6 protein-coding genes and 1 pseudogene are annotated in these 19,822 nt (G+C 43.8%); 2 read left to right on the top strand and 5 right to left on the bottom strand.

Annotated features, from left to right (window positions below):
• Positions 1-301: 301 nt before the first annotated feature.
• Positions 302-457 (top strand): annotated as a pseudogene (locus DN068_RS22460) (two-component regulator propeller domain-containing protein); the annotation flags it as partial.
• Between the two features lie 63 nt (positions 458-520).
• The gene (locus tag DN068_RS01000) at positions 521-3,316 is read left to right on the top strand and encodes a sensor histidine kinase (protein ID WP_110997012.1); all 2,796 of its coding nucleotides are present in this window, start codon (positions 521-523) and stop codon (positions 3,314-3,316) included.
• A 526-nt stretch (positions 3,317-3,842) separates the two neighbouring features.
• On the opposite strand, the gene DN068_RS00995 is transcribed toward DN068_RS01000, so the two are convergent.
• The 5 genes from DN068_RS00995 to DN068_RS00975 form a co-directional block, all read right to left on the bottom strand.
• A complete protein-coding gene (locus tag DN068_RS00995; protein WP_123985183.1) occupies positions 3,843-4,514 on the bottom strand; it encodes a hypothetical protein in 672 nt (223 codons plus the stop codon).
• Positions 4,515-4,562: 48 nt separating this feature from the next.
• A complete protein-coding gene (locus tag DN068_RS00990; protein ID WP_110997010.1) occupies positions 4,563-5,297 on the bottom strand; it encodes a hypothetical protein in 735 nt (244 codons plus the stop codon).
• A 634-nt stretch (positions 5,298-5,931) separates the two neighbouring features.
• A complete protein-coding gene (locus DN068_RS00985) occupies positions 5,932-7,539 on the bottom strand; it encodes a hypothetical protein (protein WP_123985182.1) in 1,608 nt (535 codons plus the stop codon).
• Between the two features lie 575 nt (positions 7,540-8,114).
• Entirely contained in the window at positions 8,115-8,564 is a 450-nt protein-coding gene (locus tag DN068_RS00980; RefSeq protein WP_123985181.1) for a hypothetical protein, read from the bottom strand.
• A gap of 14 nt (positions 8,565-8,578) precedes the next feature.
• Positions 8,579-19,813 (bottom strand): polymorphic toxin-type HINT domain-containing protein, encoded by an 11,235-nt coding sequence (locus DN068_RS00975; RefSeq protein ID WP_123985180.1) that lies wholly within the window; start codon positions 19,811-19,813, stop codon positions 8,579-8,581.
• Positions 19,814-19,822: the final 9 nt, after the last annotated feature.

Raw genomic sequence — 19,822 nt, 5'->3', positions numbered from 1 at the left:
GTCATGTCGACGAAGGAGACAACCCGCGGAGCCGAAGGGCAACGCACAATGCTTCGACTACGCTCAGCATGACAAACGTAGTGAACGATGGTGAATGTGGTGAATGGTGAGTAGTGAATGGTGAATCAAATTTGTATAACCACATGGTCATGTCGACGAAGGAGACAGCCCGCGGAGACGAAAGGCAACGCACAATGCTTCGACTACGCTCAGCATGACAACTTATAACGTAAAGCTTATAACGTAAAACTTAGAACCTAGAACTTATAACGTAGAACTAAAAACATAAAACTTAAAAAGCATAAAAAAGCTATTCGCCATACTACTCTTACTATTCACCGCCATTCGCGGCGATAGCCAGTCATACCCGACACGTAACTACACTGTCGCAGACGGGCTGCCTTCCAACACAGTCTACTGCATTTACAAAGACAGCAAAGGCATACTTTGGTTTGGTACTGACAAAGGCATTGCCCGTTATAACGGTGTAAAATTTGAGAAATTTTCTACTGCCGAGGGATTGCCGGACAACGAAGTGTTTGGCTTCGGCGAGGATAAGTATAACCGGCTTTGGATGTCGACATTCAATGGCAGCCTTTGTTACTATAAAGACGGCATTATTCATACAGAGCGCGACAAGCCATTTTTAAGAATCCCCAGAAAGGTGGCATTTATCGCCAGTATCATGAACGAGTATGATGGTAGTGTTACCATCAAATTTTATCAAAGCTCTTCCTTTGCCAATATCATCGGGGAAACCATCCATCTGTTTGACGCGAAGCAGGTCAATGAAGCGCCGCTAAAATTTATGCAGGTACGCAAGGTTGCGCCAGACAAATATGAAATAACCGGCTCAACTGAAACGTTTATCTGGGATACTTCCGGGCGGGTAACCAATACCAGACAGAATGCTTATTCCTTTTGCGGAACGTTTCCGATGAATGACCGGATCTATCTGGTCGACACAACCTATACCGTTGTTTCAAACAACAGAATGCTGGTCCATGTCCCTACACCGGCCAACACTTCTATCATAGCAGTGTTTGAAGACAGTATCCATCATAAGACGATGGTAGGTACGTATAACGGCTTAAGAATATTCCCGGAAGACCGACTGCTCTTTCAGGACCATATAATATCTTCCATTACGCCAGACCGATCCGGAAATTACTGGATAAGCACAACGAATGCGGGAGTGTTTTGCCTGAATGCAGGTTATACACACTACCGGACATTTGACAACCCGGATAAAACACTTGTAAAATATGCGCGTATCCTGAAAGGACAACTTTATTTTCTTACACAGAAAGGAAATATCTACACCATAAAAAACGACAGCATCCGGCAGCTTTTTAATATTTCCCAATATAAAAGCGACTTCAACAAGCGACATACGGAGTACCCTTACTACGAACAGGATGGCGAACAACTGAAAAAAAGGATAATCTCAAGTGCACGGCGTATTCACGAGGAGCCCAACAATGCTTCGATAGCCGCGTATCTCGACACAAACCTTAATTTCTACCACATATCGGGCTGGGATAATCTGATCCTTGACAAATTAAATAGCCAAACCGCCAGTGTAAAAACGCGCCTGCCTTTTAAATACAAAGGCGCTATGAAAAATATCACCGTCACCGACAGCGCTATTTACATCAAAGCCTATGTAGAAATCTTTTACATTTCCCGCCGCGCCTGGGAAAAACAAGACCCTTATGCCTTTCACCTGGTGCAGCCCAACAAGAAACGTGAACGGCTTTTCGGATGGGCACAGGACCATGACGGCGGCATTTGGTTTTCTACAGTAGACAGCCTTTATAAAATCCGGGACAGCACCATTACCGTACAGAAGGAATATGGAGCTCCGGGCCTCCGGAAATTCGGAATATGGAATGGATTTCTGATGGGATACAAGCACGACAATACACTTCAGATCTGCCACCTCGATGCCAATCGTAAACTGGTTATCGACACATCCATTAATGGCAGCAGCATCTGGGATGATTTTTATCAGATCGACAGCACCCATATTTTAATCAGCAGCAATGATAAATACCGGATGGTTACGCTGACGCATCCGGGACGAAAAGATGGTTTTCATATACAAACGGTAGAATCAAGATTTATTCCTGTTCAATCAGAGTTTGTCTGTGCCGACAGCAATGTATCCTATTTCTTCAACAACGGCACCATTACCCGGCTCGATACAAAGCGGCTCTTCGATGCACCCGCGCAACCCGTAGTGTATTTCCTGTCGCTGCAAACGAAAAACAAAATCTATTCTGCTTCGCAAAACGGACCAATAACAATTCCGTACAGCGATGCCAACGATATTCAGCTGAATTATATCCCACTCTCTTACAGCGGCGGCGATCTGCGTTGTGAATATTCAATATCGCAGGACAGCACTACCAACTGGCGCTCGATAGATGAAGCTACAATCAATCTTTACCTGACGCGTTCAGGCAACTACTATGTACGCGTGCGCGCACGTACCCTATCCGATAGTTATTCGCCGGTTGCCATATTGCAGTTCACCATCCAGAAGCCTTTCTGGACCACCTGGTGGTTTATTCTCATTGCATCGGTTATTGTAGTCGTATTGATCTGGTGGACGACATTCTCCATTGCCCGCGGCATGCTCCGCAAAAAACAAAAAGCTTACGAAGCCGATATGAAATATCAGCGGATGGAATTTAAAGCGCTCAACGCGCTGATGAATCCGCATTTCATTTTCAACACGCTCAATAATATTCAGAACCTGTTTAAAAATCAACAGAACAAGGCCGACGAATACTTTGTCACCTTCTCCAGACTGATCCGGCAAAACATGCAGAATGTGACCAAAGACACGATCTCGCTGGAACAGGAATTAAATCTGGTGGCCAACTATCTGAAACTGGAAAAACTCCGTTTCGACGAATTTGTCAATTACAAAATAGATGTAGACCCTGAATTGGATCTGGACAATATTTTTATTCCGCCGTTATTGATACAGCCATTAGTAGAAAACGCCATCCGCCACGGGCTACTTCCCAAACAATCGATGGACAACCTGGTGACCGTTCATGTATACGAAAAGGAAAAATCTCTATTCATTGAGATTACGGACAACGGTGTTGGGCTCTCCGGCAAGTCAAGCCATATCGATCCGCAGCATGAATCTCTGGGACTTTCCAACCTCAGAAAAAGGATTGAGCACATGAACAGAACGCGTACAGAAAAAATGACATTTGATCTGATAGAACAAAAAGACGAAAAAGGACGTATTGGAGGTACTTTGGCGAGAATTGAAATTGCGAGTGACCGTTGGTAAACTGGAAGCTCCGTTGGTCAACTAAAAAACGGCGATACGGGGGCATTCCCGTTCCTTTGCTTTACACAAACACACACCGACCAAAAAAATTCTCTCATTAAGAAACTATTCGGAATCAGCCCCAAAAATACCTATCGACTGAAGGATGACATAACGTCTTCCTTTTGTCTTTTCAGGGGGTTTGTGAAAGGTTAGAGGTGAATGGCGAATGGTGAATGGTGAATGGTGAATGAGCGCCACAACACAATGCTTCGACTGCGCTCAGCATGACAACGCGCGAGGATACACTCAGATAATAAGAGCACCACATAACGCGGGATCCTTCCTTCGTCAGGATGACAAACGCGCGTGAAAATTGTATAACCACCATGTCATATCGACGAAGGAGACATCCCGCGAGATACCAGGATAATGAGATAAGTAAACTACATGAACTATAGAAAATGTGAGCACTCTGGAGACGAAGGATCATCGCACAATGCTTCGACTGCGCTCAGCATGACAACGCGCGAGGATGGAGACAGCTCTACAGTTTTTTCACTTCCGGACAAACCTGGTAATCGCCAACATTGTAGACGGTGCTGTCATCATCCATCACCACAAGATCCTTAATAAACACCTGCCCTTTCAAAGGAGTGAATGTTCCATAAAATTCTTTGGCTTTTTCGGGAAACTGGTCATCACCTTTCATCCGCACGGTATAATATTTTTCGCCACTGACAAACGTTGCAACGTAAGATACTATCTTCCAGTAACCACGGCCATAACCAGTCTCTTCACAAGTCAAATTTGTCAACTGCCTCGCCATCTGGTTCAGGCTGTTATCCAATCCGCTGGTACCCGTAAGATAAACCCTGGGTTCCAGTGGTTTCGGCGCCATCTGCAAAATAATGACACCGATTTGCTTGTTCTTCTCCAACACTTTCACGGTATAATGCGATGCTTTGATTTTTACTTTTATATGGAAATCATAATACATGGGCGCCGTATTCTGCACAATGATTAAACTATCATTTTTCAGAACAAAGTTTTTGGTGCGCTCGACCGGTTTCAATGTAACCGCTACATAATTAAAACAATGAGGATAGATCTTCCCCGCAAACTTTTCCCCATAATTGATTCTTGCAGGAATTTCCTGCGCTGTGGCAGTCATTACAAACAGACAGGCAATAATAAAAGCGTTAGTGCATTTGATCATTTCAACGGATTGAAACAGCTTGACACCTGAAACCGCAAAAGGCAAACACTAGATCCTCCCCACCAGTCTCAGCGTAATAAAAATAGTGTATTGATTCGTATCAAAATAATTACGGATCACTACAAATGAATTGCCCCTAGTAAAATTGGCTGCATAAACTTTTCGCTCTGTAAGAATGGTATTGTTAGAAACGGCGTCGGTTGCCGAAAAGGCGCTCTTCATTGTCTGGAACGCGCGCACAGCATCGAGCTCCGTTGCAAAATGGTAAACGACCGTCACCGATTTTATCTCATTGCGAAACAGATCAGGATCATATTCCTTATCGTCCACACTATTCTTCGACCAGTCGACCGTTAAATCGGCGTGTGTAAAACTTAGTTCATCTCCGGGCAAAGCATTAACTGACGCTCTGTACTGACAGGAAAAATCCCTGCGCCGCTGTTCCCTTTGTGCTTCCTGAGTAGGATAAGCACAGATCACCTGCGGCCCTGCAGAAGGATTCATCAGCTTGAAATGATTATTTGAATCCGATTTAAAAAACGATTGCTTCCGGACCTGATAATACTGTGCACCCTGATCTTTTCCCGGCTTCGGAAAGCGAATACTGTCCTTCGTACCAGGCGCATGGCGGTAATAATCGATCGTCTTCACATTTTCCGGCCCGATAAAAGGATTGAAAAAATATCGCTGCAGCAATGTATCAAACCGCGAGGGCTGTTCCGTTTTTGCGAAAGCAGAAAAGGAGCAAAACAGACAGAATAACAGGAAGAAGCGTTTGCGCATAGGTGCTACATTCAAAGGTCAAAAATCCAGATTCAAAAGTTGGATTTAAGTTAAAAATGGCCACTGTAGGCTGATCCCAACAAATCCGCGACTACTGCATTTCAATTACGATTCTGAGCAGGGAGGCCATCGACTACTTCGGGAGTACCCGGCAACTACTAATTTAGTACCCAACAACCATTAAATTAGTACCCAACAAGGACCTTTTAAATACCCAGGGACGACTATTTTGACACCTATCGAGGACTAATATAGTACCCGACAATGACTTTTCTAGTACCTCATGGGGACTTCTTTAGTACCCAACAACCACTTCTTTAATACCTCACAAGGACTAAATTAATACCTCCGGGGTACCTTTTAAGTACCTATGGGGGCAGCTGTTCGACATGTTAGCGCAGCGCATGTCGAACTTCAAATACTAGGGATTTCCAGTCCAACCTATACTCGCCCGCACTGAAAGGTTGAGAAATCTGAATCATCACTTATTCCGGATGCCCTTCGGAACATCCCGAACAGCAAGGCTCTTTCATGGTTTAATGAAGGTACTCAAACATGAGTATCTGAAAAACGCCCCAATGTGTGAGGCGTTTTATTTCTAGCTTCTAAAAATCCCGAAAAAATCCAATAAGACCTACTGAAACGAAAGAAACGCTCCCTTTGAACCTTTTCTACCGTCAGAGCTATTGATGATCATCTTATCATCATCCACTGCAGCAAAATTGCGGATGCTGGAAAAGCCGCCGCCGTCAAATGGAGCACTAATGATAACGGGTGCCGCAACGGTACCCTTCGCATCTATTTTTAGACATTCCAACGCACCCTGCTGACCGCCTTTATATAACTTTTGGCGCGCACTTGCACTACGTTCCAGATTATCTTCATTGTTCATAAAGAAAATATAACTGTTCCCGTTTTTATGAAAACTACTGAATGATAAATTATCGGTCTGAAGTCCATTACTTTTCTGCTTTTTCCGGATCGGCGTCATCCAGTCTACTACCCCATCTTTGTTGATCTGCATTACCAGAAGACTGTTGCAATAAGTGCTACTGTGTCCTGCGGAAGATCCCGGAGCCTGCGATACATAGGAACTCCGCTCTTCGCCAATCAGCTGTATGGCACCGTCCGGCAATGTAACTACCTGATGCAATTCAAGATTTATTGGTCCTGAATCTTCGTCATCGTCCTTATCCGTACTCATTGCATCTTTACCAAAGGCATGCATCCATTTTTGTGTCTTCCCGACTGTATCAGCCAGATCATTTAATTTAAACAAGTAAAAACCTTCAGCACTATTCATGCGCGATCTGCTGCTGTAAAAACCGGTCACGAATACTTTATTATCGGCGGTTTCACCGATTTCTACGCTGTTGGCAAATTTACCCGACACGGAAAAAGGAATTTTGGTTACCTGATCTGCATCTTTGGAATACTTCAATATTTCAAAACGGAAATTCGGGCTCTTATTACCTTCTCCCGCAGGAAATATTTTCGCCAGTACATATGCATTGCCATCATTGTCTACATGATAGTTCTCGTTATTCATGCGGGATTCCGTGTATGGCATCGTTATCACTTTTGACCAGAGCTCTTTCAGTTGTGCGTCGAGCACAATAAAACCGATCTTGTCACTATTGACTTTATCATTGATATGCTCGGGTCTTAGTCGGTATTGTATCATAATCTTCGACTGATCATTCGATACAAAAACCCACCATTTTTCCGGCAGCTTACCGAACAGCCAGTTATTGGAACCTTCGTAATTGGGCAGAATCTTGATATCGGAACTGGCAAGCAACCGAACCTCACCAGTCAGCTTCCCTGTTTTGCTATCCAGCTCCTGAACAAAAAGTTTTTCTTTTTCTTCGGACTTATTAAAACTGCTGTAAAGCATATAGGTTTTGCCGCCCAGATTCAAAAGTTTATGAAGGGTAAACTCTTTGGCGATATCCGGCGGTGTAAACGAAAACTCCGCGTCATGGTGCAATTGGTTGTCGAAATGCCTTACAGTAATTTGATTCCGCTCATAGCTACCAACATGGATGTAGCCGTCTTTATCATTTCCTTTCAAAAAATCAGGCGTATAAACCACATCGTCCGACCAGCTATATTTAAAATCATTGGCTGCAGACTGCGCAGAAATCCTGCTCTGGCTTAAAAGTAAAAATGAAGTACAAAGTAAAAAGCTGCGTTTCATGTGTTTTGGAAAATGAGTCAACAGCGACTGGATTTTTTTCATTGTAGGTTTGTTGTTTTTATTTTTTTTGAGGGTGTAAGAAAAAGGCTGAAAGCGCGAAACTAATAAATCTTATTCCCCAAAAACTACCAACTATTTGGGTTGTAGCGGCGGGTGCTATGTTAGTGTATCGGAGCACAAGACAAGAAAATAGAAGATTTGCGCCAGCTGTTATGATTTATAATCGCAGCAGCCCCTTACATTTTGTCTTCCGGTGCATAGCTTTTAATACCCAACCGGGAAGACCCGTAAATATGATGCTCTGTTAAAGTAACGGTATCCGGCAACCGGTTTAATGCTTGCGTTAAGTCTGCGTACTCACCCAAATAAAGAAGCGCTCTACACGTCTCTGCAGAGCGCTTCTTTTTATTTGCTATTCGCCGGTTAGAACCGGTTATCACTGCAACAAAGTCTGGAGACTTTGCTGAACGGTTTGTGTTGTACATACTACGGCGAACGGGGGGCTTATTTCTTAAGCTTCTTTGCTATGGTATCTACTGATAAATCTGCATTAAATACAGCCGGAGCTTTTACTGTGCGACTGATTTATGGCTTGCTGAACTAAATGTGACAGACTACTACGAGCTGGGAGGACTAAACGTTGAATTCACTCTGTTAAAAGTCGCCATCAAATCCAAAAAGGCCGATTCTTCCTCCACTCGCTGATTGGCCACTAAACAACGTGCTATAAAATCTTCTGTACCTTTTAATACAGCTGAAACAAAAATTCCTTTTTCTAGTCGAACAACAATATCTCCTTTTGATATAGAGACAATGCTCCCGTCACACACCACTTTAATTGTCACCCCATTATCGACGCCAATCCAGTCAAATGTGCGGGTTCTCTTTTGTTCTCCATATCCCAAAAATTCAAACAAATCCGCTAACGTAATAAAAATCATACAAGACCGATCATTGAACAACCTTAAATTCACTTCCTTCTCCGATAGCTCAAACCAACCGAGTGACAAACTCAAATCATCCTGATGCAGATCATTATTATCTTTCAAACAAATATCAAATTTCATACTACAACATTTATTTATTCTCCTCCCCTTATCGGGAAAAACGATACAACTTTTTGATCTTTTGTGTCAACGATTAACCTATAGTTGTCGGTTTTACCATTTAGCCTTACCCTCTTCTCAAAAGTTTGGACTGTTCTATTGGCCCCAGAAGCTCTTGTACCCTTTGAATACACTTCCTGAATTCCTTCAAATATTTGTTTATCGGTTGTACCCGCAGGAAAAAGATCTCCTTTTTCATTAAGCAAAAAATTATCTGCAGAATGTCTTTGCAATATATGCTCAAATCCCCATTTCGTATTACCCTCATTTAAATCAATGGCCGGACTGCCATCTCTTTTGAATGTCCGCAAAATATCATTACAGGCATTGTGGACAAGAATGGCCTTCTCCGAAACGAAATAGTTATGAAACCTTTTAACTTCAAAATTATAGACGCAGACGTTGCGATGAATTGATTTAATGCTATCAACGAACAGACTGTTACCATGTAAAGACAATAGGGTGTCGCCACTATTCAAATCTTTTGCTTCCTTCCAGCCATCATTTGCAAAAAATGGGTGTTCGGAAGTAGCATAGATCACGGTATTACCTGTATAGACTGCAACTAATGAATGGCTACTATGAACGAATACTTGGGCGACCACACTCTTAACCTTTTTCATCATTTGCTTATCAAATGACCAAACAGTATCTCCAACCTTAATACTTTCGATATTTGCGAGTCCTTCCGAAGTTGAAATTTTCGTACCAGCCACAAAGCATCCGTCTGCCATTACAGCAAAATCTGCCTCAGCTGCTGGGGTCAACACTTTAGCAGCTTTACCTAAGAATTTTCCCGCGCCGTATCCAATTACACCCCAGGCAACATCATTTTTCAATTGCTGATTTCTGCGTTGATTCTCGGCCTCACTCGTTGATGGATTATCATAAAAGTCACCGGCGATTAATGCACCGCCTAAAACTTTAGATCCAGTAAAACCCGTCCAAGCATCCAATACAATGGCTCCTCCAAGTAATGCACCTAACCCTCTTGCTTGTTGATTCGCATGTATCTGCTCATCTGTCATGGTTCGATTAGCTCGTGCCGCTTCTTCTCTCTGCATCTGAAAGTCTAGCGCTTCTTCCAGACCATCCCTATCTATATATCGGGTAGGCTTATTGCCTGCAAACTGATATGGCGTATAATACGGGTATTGTTTCGTCAATGGATCAACTCCCCAAAACCTATTCAACCTTGTATCCATTCCACGCATTCCATAATCCTCAAAATTTCCCGCGCCGTAAATCTCATTATCCTTCATTTTGCCATTAAAGCCAAATCTATAACTATCACTCGAATTCGTCGTTGCAAATGTTCCATTAGGATTTGTGGCTAAAGGATTGTTGAGTTTCTTCAGCACTACATTACTCACCTTGTACTGAGTCGTGTTAGGGCTATTGCTATTCGAGAATCCAATACCAAATGATGTGCTGGCTACATGTGCTACAAAATTAAAGACCACGTGACCCTGATTAATCGTTTGTTCAGCGTAGCTGTTCGTGCCATCCCATGCCCAAACCGTAAACTCCGTATTGGCAGGAACGGTACTGCCATCCAGATCAAATTCTAATGAATAGGATTCGTTGGCAGTCGTATTAAAGATGGCCCAAATCCAGCCACTATTGCTGGTACTGTTCATCTGCACATAAGGCACATTATTCATCGGGTTCGTACCAAAAGTTGCAGTGCCCGGTACTTCTGCGCCACAGTTACACTGTCCGTTAGCCATTGGGAAACTAGCCACCACACTACCCGCACCATCGCTAGACGAAGCTCTTCTGCCTGGCATCGGCATACCACCCGGGTAATAATCCGCGGCGCTGGCAACGTCGGCAAAGTAATAATCGTACAAACTGCCGTTGATGTGACCTGTTTTGCGGTCGAGTACTGTTGCCAGTACGTTGCCGAGATGGTCGGTGAGTTCATAATTGCGCTTACCCACCGTTCTGCCGCTGGTCCATTGGGTGAGATCTGTATGGCCCCATGGTTCTTTGTAATTTTTGTCGATTACATCGGCATAAGAATAGTTGTACCATACAGCCGGTGCACTCAACGCAAAGTTTGAGTTATTATTATTGCCGGCATCGTATGTACTTCTAAATACGCTGGAATCATAATTCTGGATACCTAATCTGCTGCTGCCGTAAATATGATGTTCACTGAGGCTGATGGTGTCTTTTGCCGGACCAAGCATCTCATCAAATTCTGCCGGCGGAACATTGTAAAACTTCGCTTTCATGCCTGCCACATACTGACCGGTCGTCATCGAAGACACATTGGCAATAGCGGTAGCCCTGGTAGTCGTAGTCGCATTGTTAAAAAAGCTGGTTGTGATGCCCGATGGATTTTGGTTGTACTGCACATTGAGCAACTGAGCCGGCGTGGTAACCGATGCCAGTGTAGCCTGGGCCGATGGCCATGTATCAAAGAATGACGTGATATAATCCTTAGGCGATAGGTTATAAATCACATCGCGCAGCTGCGCATAAAAATTATTGCCGGGCTGTATTAACTGATCATCGTTGAAGATGCCGTTGTCTGACACGAACACGCCGGCAAACGGCCGTATGTTACTCCCGTCAGACATATCACCATAAGCCATTTTAAATGCGGTGTTCATCAGCGAAGCCACACGCGGGGCATAGGTGGCCGGGCTTTTAAAAATGAAATCATGCATAGCCTGTGCATTCAATGCAGGAGAGGCTTCTCTGTAGGTAACGCCTAACGATCTCCATACTGTTGCGGTATACTGTGATGGAACATTTGCATCGAAATCCTGCAAAAGAACGGTACACGCGTGGTTTGCCTGTAGAATGGTACCAAACAGCTGCGTTAGATAGGTAGTTCCATAAGACAGGTCTCTGTTTAAAAATGCCTGCGGAATAATCCCGGAATAAATGGGACTGCGTGCCAGGTCTGCCGTTCGCATCGGCGAGAGATAGCCTGTTCCGGAATATACCATCCGGGTAAAGATGTCTCCATCTATCAACATATAGCCGCCCGCGGTAGTGGCCGATGTTTGCGACTGTACCCAGGTAGGCATATCAGAGAGTGCCTGCGTCTGCAATATGGCGGAGAAACCCGGCCACTGACTAGATAGATCGACCAGCCCTGAAGTAAGAGTGGCCTGGCCAACAGCAGTAAGCAGACTAACATCAATACTGCTGATAATCTGAAGAGGACTATAAGTACTATGCGTTTTTAATACCGTCAAAATATTTCCGGAAGCATCGTGTACATAATATTCCCCTCTGTGATCTTCGTTGGTCGAACTGTATTTGATCACCACTTCTTTAAACACACGGTTGCCGGCTCCATCATAATCGAATGTAATAACCTTGTTCGGCGTCGAAGGGAATGTGATTGTTTTCACCTTACCATACAGATTCCAGTCGATGGTCATATTACCCTGCACGTCTTTTATGAGGTTGCCGATTTTATCGTATTGGTAATTACCTGTAGCCTGGCCTGGCTGCAGATCTGTGCCACCTCCGGTGGTTGTTACAGCGTCCGCCACTGACTGTAGCTTGTTATCCGTATTTCCTGATGTATAGTTATAGGTAAAATTGTCGATATTCGGCATGGTACCGGTTCCGGTGGCACTGCCATTCCACCGTTGCAGGGTTTTGATATTTCCATCCGGATCATAACTGTAATTGCTTTTATAGATATCGGACGGATTAGCCACGGTCAATGCATTTTCGTCTACCATGGCATTTTGGGCCAGCTTCAGGCGTTGCAGCTGATCATAACGATAACTGCGCTGCATATTGCCCAAACCAGAAATGGAAGTAGTCTGACGTACTATATTCCCATTCCACAGATTCTGCGCAGATGCCGGCGCTGGTAGATTGATTGCGGGCGCGCCGCTACCGCCGATGGCGCCATAGTCGTTCTGGAAATAATCGAGTGTATGCGCAATGGCATCTCTTGCATAGGTAAGATCGCCCGGCAGGCCATTTTGCCCCATTTCTTTCTGCGGCATCAGCACATCACCATTGATCGCCTTCAGCCATCCCTGAATAGTGTATGCATACTCCAGACTCTGGATCATATTTTCGCCTACCTTAACAGTAGCCAGCGGGCCATGCTTGTAGTAAGTGTAACGTGCATCCGTATTCCAGATCACACCATCGTTACTGGTAGTTGCTTTTGTAATACGATTATCGGCATCATACTCATATTTCTGATAGAACTGATCTGGTCGATTGCGGTTATAACTAACCATATTTACTTTGCCACTCAGCAGATCGTAATCGTAGTCGACGCGTTTGTACTGCTGCTTCAGAGAGACCAACCGGAAAAAGCCATAGCTGACGGTTTTTACATTGCCCAGCATGTCATAACTGTAATAAGTACCGAAGGTCGGATTTCTTGACGCTGTATACCACATACCTCTGCCAAAACTGCCCAGCGTAGTATTGCTCAATGAATGAAAATAAAGGATGGATGAAACCCGTTTACGCAGGTTTTCCTGAGTGCTTAAATTCTCTCCGGCAATAGTGGCCAGATCTACAACGGCGGTATCGTAAACTGTCACTACAACATCGAATCTTGTCCGCCCACGTACGTATTCCCGAAGAGAATCTGTCTTAAACAAATCCGCATTTGCTACATACGGCGGATGTACACTCGTTACAGTACCACTGCCACTCGGATTGGCAAAACTGCAAACTGTCGTATCAAAAAGAATATTGGGGTTGTCTGTCAAAGTACAACCCAGTGTCACTTCGCCCGTTTCCTCTACCCTGCTTTGGTCATCATAGAGCGTATAACTGTAGTTTCCTTTTGGCCGCTGCTTGCTGTTCTGCGAAAACACAAGACGACCGGCTGCATCGTAAAAGAAATAAGTAATACCACCGTCAGGAGTTTGTTGATACACCAGTTGATTGAGCGAGTTATACCGGTAAGTGGACACCTTTTTATGAGCCGTCAACGGTATACTATTCAATGAAACGGAGGAGCTCGATCTGTTAGCGGCCACATTTGGCAACTGCGCCGGAGCAATCAAATTGACACCCGCCGGAGGCACTGTCCTCGTCAGATTTCCGGCGCGATCGTAATAATAAAGTGTGTATTGATATTTCTGATCTTGTGTGCAAAGGATGAGCGTGTCTTTAGTGTTATTGAGCATCCAGGTCATCACACTACCGGCCATGCTCTTTGTAAGCGAATCGAAATACTGATAATAATTGGCAAGTCCGTTTTGAATAGCAGTGTTTAAATGATCCCGCTCACAGTCGGCGCTATCGAAACAAACTGTTTGGTACTGGTCTTTAAATAGAACTACATTTTGCAAACGCTTACCGTAACCGATCGGAAAATCGGTATAGCCGCTACAGGTAATTGTATTTGCACCATTTGTCAGCACCACGTTGAATCGCTTCACGCTGTCATCGCCCTGTGCAATGGAAAGATCAGTGTTGATGTTAGCAATCTTGTAACCTGTAAGTCCATCCGTATTGGAAGGCGGCGTGATATACACATTATATACATGATTAGTAGCGTCAAAATAACGATACCAATATGCGCCGTTCGCTTTTTTAAACACCCAGAATCCGAGCGCATAGAGACTGTTACCAGAACTGCCGCCTGCATTCTGCGCGCCAAGAACAGTTGGAAATACCCACGGGTACCCCTGTATCTGAGACATCATAAAAAGCAACCGGGCAAAACCAGGATGACCGGTATTGTTGGTACTCACCGCATAGAGATCGGTTTTGACACTTGTACAAACCGGGCTTTGGTAGGTCAAAGTACTAAATGGCGCAAAATCACCGGAAAGTTGTGATGTTGCCGTTTTTACAATGGCAGGATCAATAGCTGCAACAATCGCATCATGGCTACCTGTAAGGTTATAGACATAGTTCAGATAGTCCTGTTTAACGGTTGTATTATAATCATCGCTGCGCAGCAGTTCCCCGTTATAAAAAGTATAAGCATTGAACCCATTGAGCAAAGCTTTCAGCGTAATAAGCGACTGGGATTTTTCATAAGCGGTACTGCCTTTTGGCAGGCAAGTATACTGCGTATAGTTGATCGGCGTGCCATTCTCTTCCACAGTTACCTGGTCGGTTTGCGTGATATTTACAGAACCTGAAAGCAGGGATGGGCTCAATGAAGTACTACTCTGATTTATATCATTTTGGGCAAACAGCAACAGGCCATTGTTCTCCATAAAATAAATGCTTCCTACCGACGCAGCTGTAGTCAATTTTGTCTTGTACCAGCCCAATGAATCATCCGGTATTGCATTCATATCGATATACAAATCATAGGAACCACTAATACCCACTTTATAAGCTACGAGATCACGATCGGTAAAAGCAGCCACAGATGTCATAAATGCACTGAGCTGTGCGCTGCTTACACGAATTCTCGCAGTTGCACTGTGTTTCGGAATATTCAATTTATCGGTAACAGCACAGCCATTCATTAAGTCATAGTAATCATCGAAACCATATTGTTTATTGAAATAATAATTCAAATAGTTTGTCAGTGTTTGTTCATATAGCGGATGGTTGGCAGCAATATCATAGCCATAGGTAGCCTGTCCGGCCTGAAAATCTTCCAGTGCTTTCTTTATTTCCGGACAAGTGATCACTTTAGAAAGCGAGGCATCGCTTACCGCTTCCATAAAAGGAATCTGATTATTCCAGACATAGTAACTGTCTACAACAGAACTACCGCCTACATTGGCCAGCATGACAGCCGTATTGCCAGCTACATAACCAAAATTCATTGCCATAGGGTCATTATTCAGACAAATGGCGTTAGTGATATTTAGGGCTGTTGCACCATTTAAAACCGTACTATGCGCATTTCCCGATATTGGTTCCGATCGCCCTCTGATGTAGAAATAAAGCTCTTTACCCGCCGGTACAGAACCTGTAGACGGTAAAATTTTAAGCTTGATATATTTGTATACATATCCCCCACTACCATTACTCCAGGTACTAGATGCAGTAAACGCCTGCAACATTAATTGCGAAGGTTGTGAACCTGTCACTCCTGCATAGTACTGCTGTATCTTGCCAACCAGACTATTGCCGGAATATAAGCTCAAGTCAAGCGTATTCTGTGTGCCACCCGTTGCGGTTGCTGCAATAATGGCTGTTTCTACCTGATTGTCCGAAAGCAGTGATGCCATATCGGAATAAAATGTTGCCGATGCGCAATTATAGGTTTGGCCGGCATCAACAGGTACATCGTAGATATCGTAAGCTGTCAGAAAAGGATGACACAGATCGTCTATATTATACCCGGCAGCAGCTATTTGAGACTTAAGAATATCCGGAGTCAATCGGGCGCCGGTTTGCAAATAAGTGCTAAGCGATGCTTTAAGGTTAATCTGTGCAATAAAACTGTTCGATCCCGCCACCACAGAACAGTTCTTCAATTTATTGACAATATTTGTAATAATCGCATTGCGTAAAAGCGTGCTGTCAGCGCGCATAGAATCCAGCACTTGCGATGGCATAGTCGTTGGCGCTACTCCGTTTTGTGCATCGGTAAAAAGGTCAGCCATCCAGGAAGGCATACCAGTAAGGCTGGCACTCATGTTACCATTGGCATCAAAGATCTGCGTAAAAACGGCATCATCTGTCAAAGTCATTCTGCTACCTTGACAAGGGCCACAAGAATTACCAGTCTGGTCCATGTTCTGCTGTTTCAGATATTCCCTGTTGCCAGTATAAAGACCTTTCAGCAGTTCAAAATATTTCTGTTTTATCGCATCATTAATAAATCCAAACCCACTGATCCAGGGGCTATATAAATCGGCAGCACAATCGATCTGCAAACCACCGTTACCGGCTCCACAGTAAGCTTTTTTCAGCGCCATCAATCCTAATTTATCGTCGTCTGTAAGTCCACGCAGATAAGCAAGCTTTTGATAAACGCCGGATTTTGCCGAGGCGGTCGCATTTACATACATCGGATCTTTATTGATGATATCATCAAGCATAAACATGCCGGCAGTCAGCGCTTGTTGCCAGGTATTTAAATTCTCCAATTGCTGCTCAAACGGACCATCGTTACACGCCAGCAACTTACAATATTCAGGATGCAAAGGCAACAATGCTTCGGCAATTGAATCCGAAAAGTTGTCGATCAATGCCTGCGGATCTACACTAGCCAAGGAAGTATACTTGACCCCATTTATAGAAACGGAATGGGGCAACGTACCTACGCAAGATGACTGATAACGGTAACCAAAAGATGAAACAGAAGGGACATCGTATGGTTGGCCATAAGTAATGTCAGGCGTGGGTGTCGACGATTGGACATAATCATAAAAAATAGAAAAGGAATAAGCTGTTGTTCGATATCCAATACAGTCGGGAGATCCATCTACCTGCGTATTATCCATAAGCCATACTGTATGCGCGTGGTTTTGGGAACAAGAAACGGTTTTTACGTCAGTTGCTAGAGGCTGAGATGATGGAGGATTGCTATACGGATAGCACATATTAGTTGGTGAACCTGGTTTAAAGTAGACATTACAGGACGACGTAGAACATTTAGTAAATAGGCCAGGAACAGCTCTAGCAGCTATATCGCAGGTAACTGGCGGATAATTCACCGTCGTCGTTTCAGAAACATGATACGTTATGAACTTAATGCATTTACACCCCTTAGCTAAACATTCTGCGCAGCAAGGATTGGTGTCTGGATGCGCCCCATCGGGACAGTTGCAAATACCAGAAGAATTGGAATTGGAACAACTGTAAATAGTGCTTTGACTTCCTGCACCAATAGCGAGGGATGAATCGACAATCCGAGTTACTACAACAGTATTTCCATTAATCACACTCGACGTGGTTGCAGTCGACGGCTTTGGGTTATATAAAACTGAAGATGTAAAAATTGAATTGCTCACCCCGGCTGCGAAAGTGCTATCGTTGGCTTTAGCATATCCTCCGTATTTCCCGCCAGGCCAAAGATCCTTCATCATTTCCTTTTTCCGCTGGTCACACATATTTGTTGCGCCACTGTCCACACAAGGGAATTTTGCGGCTTCTATGGCAGTTCTGATAAAATGAAGTGAATCATGAAAGCAGTTGGCATTTCCACGCACAAACTGGTCCACTTCATCCTTTATACCACTTGCGGAAAACGCTATTTCCTTTTTCACCAGATATGCCCCTTTACCGAGAACAGCGGTCATCTGATTTGTCTGTGTATCTATTACATTGCCACTGGTTGTAACAACATTATTTCCAAACGATGAAGCAAATACCGTTGTACCACCGCCAGGATTCATATACGGTCTGCCACAGTCATCTGTCACTCTTACTGTAAACGATGCTTTTGCATTCAAATACTTATTACACCACCAGATATAAAGTGGCGTTGTTGCAGCACTGTATTGAATAGAAGTTGTTGCCCCACCGTTATCTACATAAAAAGCAGTTTCCGCAACAATCTTATCGTCCTGTTTTTGCTGTACTACATCCTGCAACAGGTTATTACAAAGAACACTTCCGGGAATAAAATTATCCAGACGATTTAATGGTTTATCCGTCGTATCTATATCACCCAGTAAACCTGTCGCTACTACTTTACCTGCAGGATTTATAATTGAAAAACTGCTTTGTCCATTCGGATCTGTCACAACTTGTTTCGGGTAGAATTGACTAATACCAGCTTCTGTTCCAAGCAATCTGTCGATCTCAGTCTGATTAGCTCTTACATATTCATACTTTGTACCGTGCCCTTTCCAGAGTTGATGATCAATGCCCGCGCCGCCCTGCACCAGTACTTTATTGGTATTATCCGGAGAATAGATAGTCTCTACAAACGGGTATCCGTGTGCATCCGGCACATATTTCTGCATACCCGACTGATCTGGATTTAAAGGCGAATAATAAACATTGGCCTTTGCCGCGCTTTGCAGAGGTGCTATCTGATCCGGCGCCGGATCCACACAACCATTGTCAAAATCCGCCGCAGTGTAAGGTTTTCCTGTTGCATTATTTATGGTGACATCAGTACGGAAAGACAAATTGTTTTGCAGCACCGGTACCGGCAACGTCTGAATTTCAGGCCTTCCTTCGTAATCGTATATTTTGTCTAACGCGACGATGTAATTGTCGTCGGTATTAATCTTGGTCTGCGTTTGCCGTCCTTTCAGCGAGCCGTCAAAATAATTGATCACATGTTTGTACTTCCCTTCCTCCGCAAAGTTGATGGTATATTGCCAGTTTAATTTATCATTCATGTGCGGGCTATTAATCAGATATGCCCGTGTACCATCCGTAGAATTGGCAGTACCGAAATCTAGTGTTGACCAAGACCACCCGCCGGTGGCGATGTCTTTATAATTGCTACTAAGTACCGGCTGTACCGCTCGTACACGGTACACAATAACACCATGCTCATAAATAAGCGGAATGCTGTAAGAAGTGGCACTGACGCGAACCCTTGTACTGTTGTTCCTGAAATCATACTGCACATAACCGCCGTTCTGTAATAAGTTGGTAGCCGCCCCTGATTTAAAATCTGTGAGATGGTAATCGTCCACATACAACCATTCCAGATCATATTGAATCGGTTTAAAATCGTTTCCGCCCCATGAGACCAACAAACTACCGTTACTGTAAGACGCATATGGATATACGCTCGGAAGACCGCCATTAAGATCTGCCCGTTGCACTTCTACGCTGGATTCTACATAAAAATTCCGGGCTAAAGCCGAACGAGGAATCGGTACTGTGGGATTATTTTTGTCGTAAACACCAGTAATGAATACCTGAATACCCTGATAACCCGAAAATTTGTAAACACTCAGATCATTATAATTAACGCCTGATGCCGGGTGATAAGTAACCGGGATAACCGCGGTAATGATATTTGCCGGGTTATTAATATTAAAACTTGCTGCGTTGTAGCATTTGATCTGCACGGCAACATTATACTCGTAGTCAGGCACGGCAACACCAGTATCGCGCCGGACACCTACACGTACAAAATCCTGAATACTTTTGAACGTATAATTATTAGGAGCATTTACTGCATCCTGCCATTTATCGTGTGTCGTAAATGTCAGCGGATCATTGTAGGTAGTTCCTGAAAAATTTGGATTATTAGCAATTGAGGAACTCGTTAATTGTTGGTAGAATTTGTCAGGCAAATATTGAAAGTTCTGTGCCCAGGTAAGAACAGAAAACAAAACGAGCATGGTGACAAATAGTAGTTTCCGGGTCATGTCTTTCAG

This window comes from Taibaiella soli, assembly GCF_003236175.1.
Classification (GTDB): domain Bacteria; phylum Bacteroidota; class Bacteroidia; order Chitinophagales; family Chitinophagaceae; genus QKTW01.
This window is presented reverse-complemented; position numbering and strand designations above follow the sequence as displayed.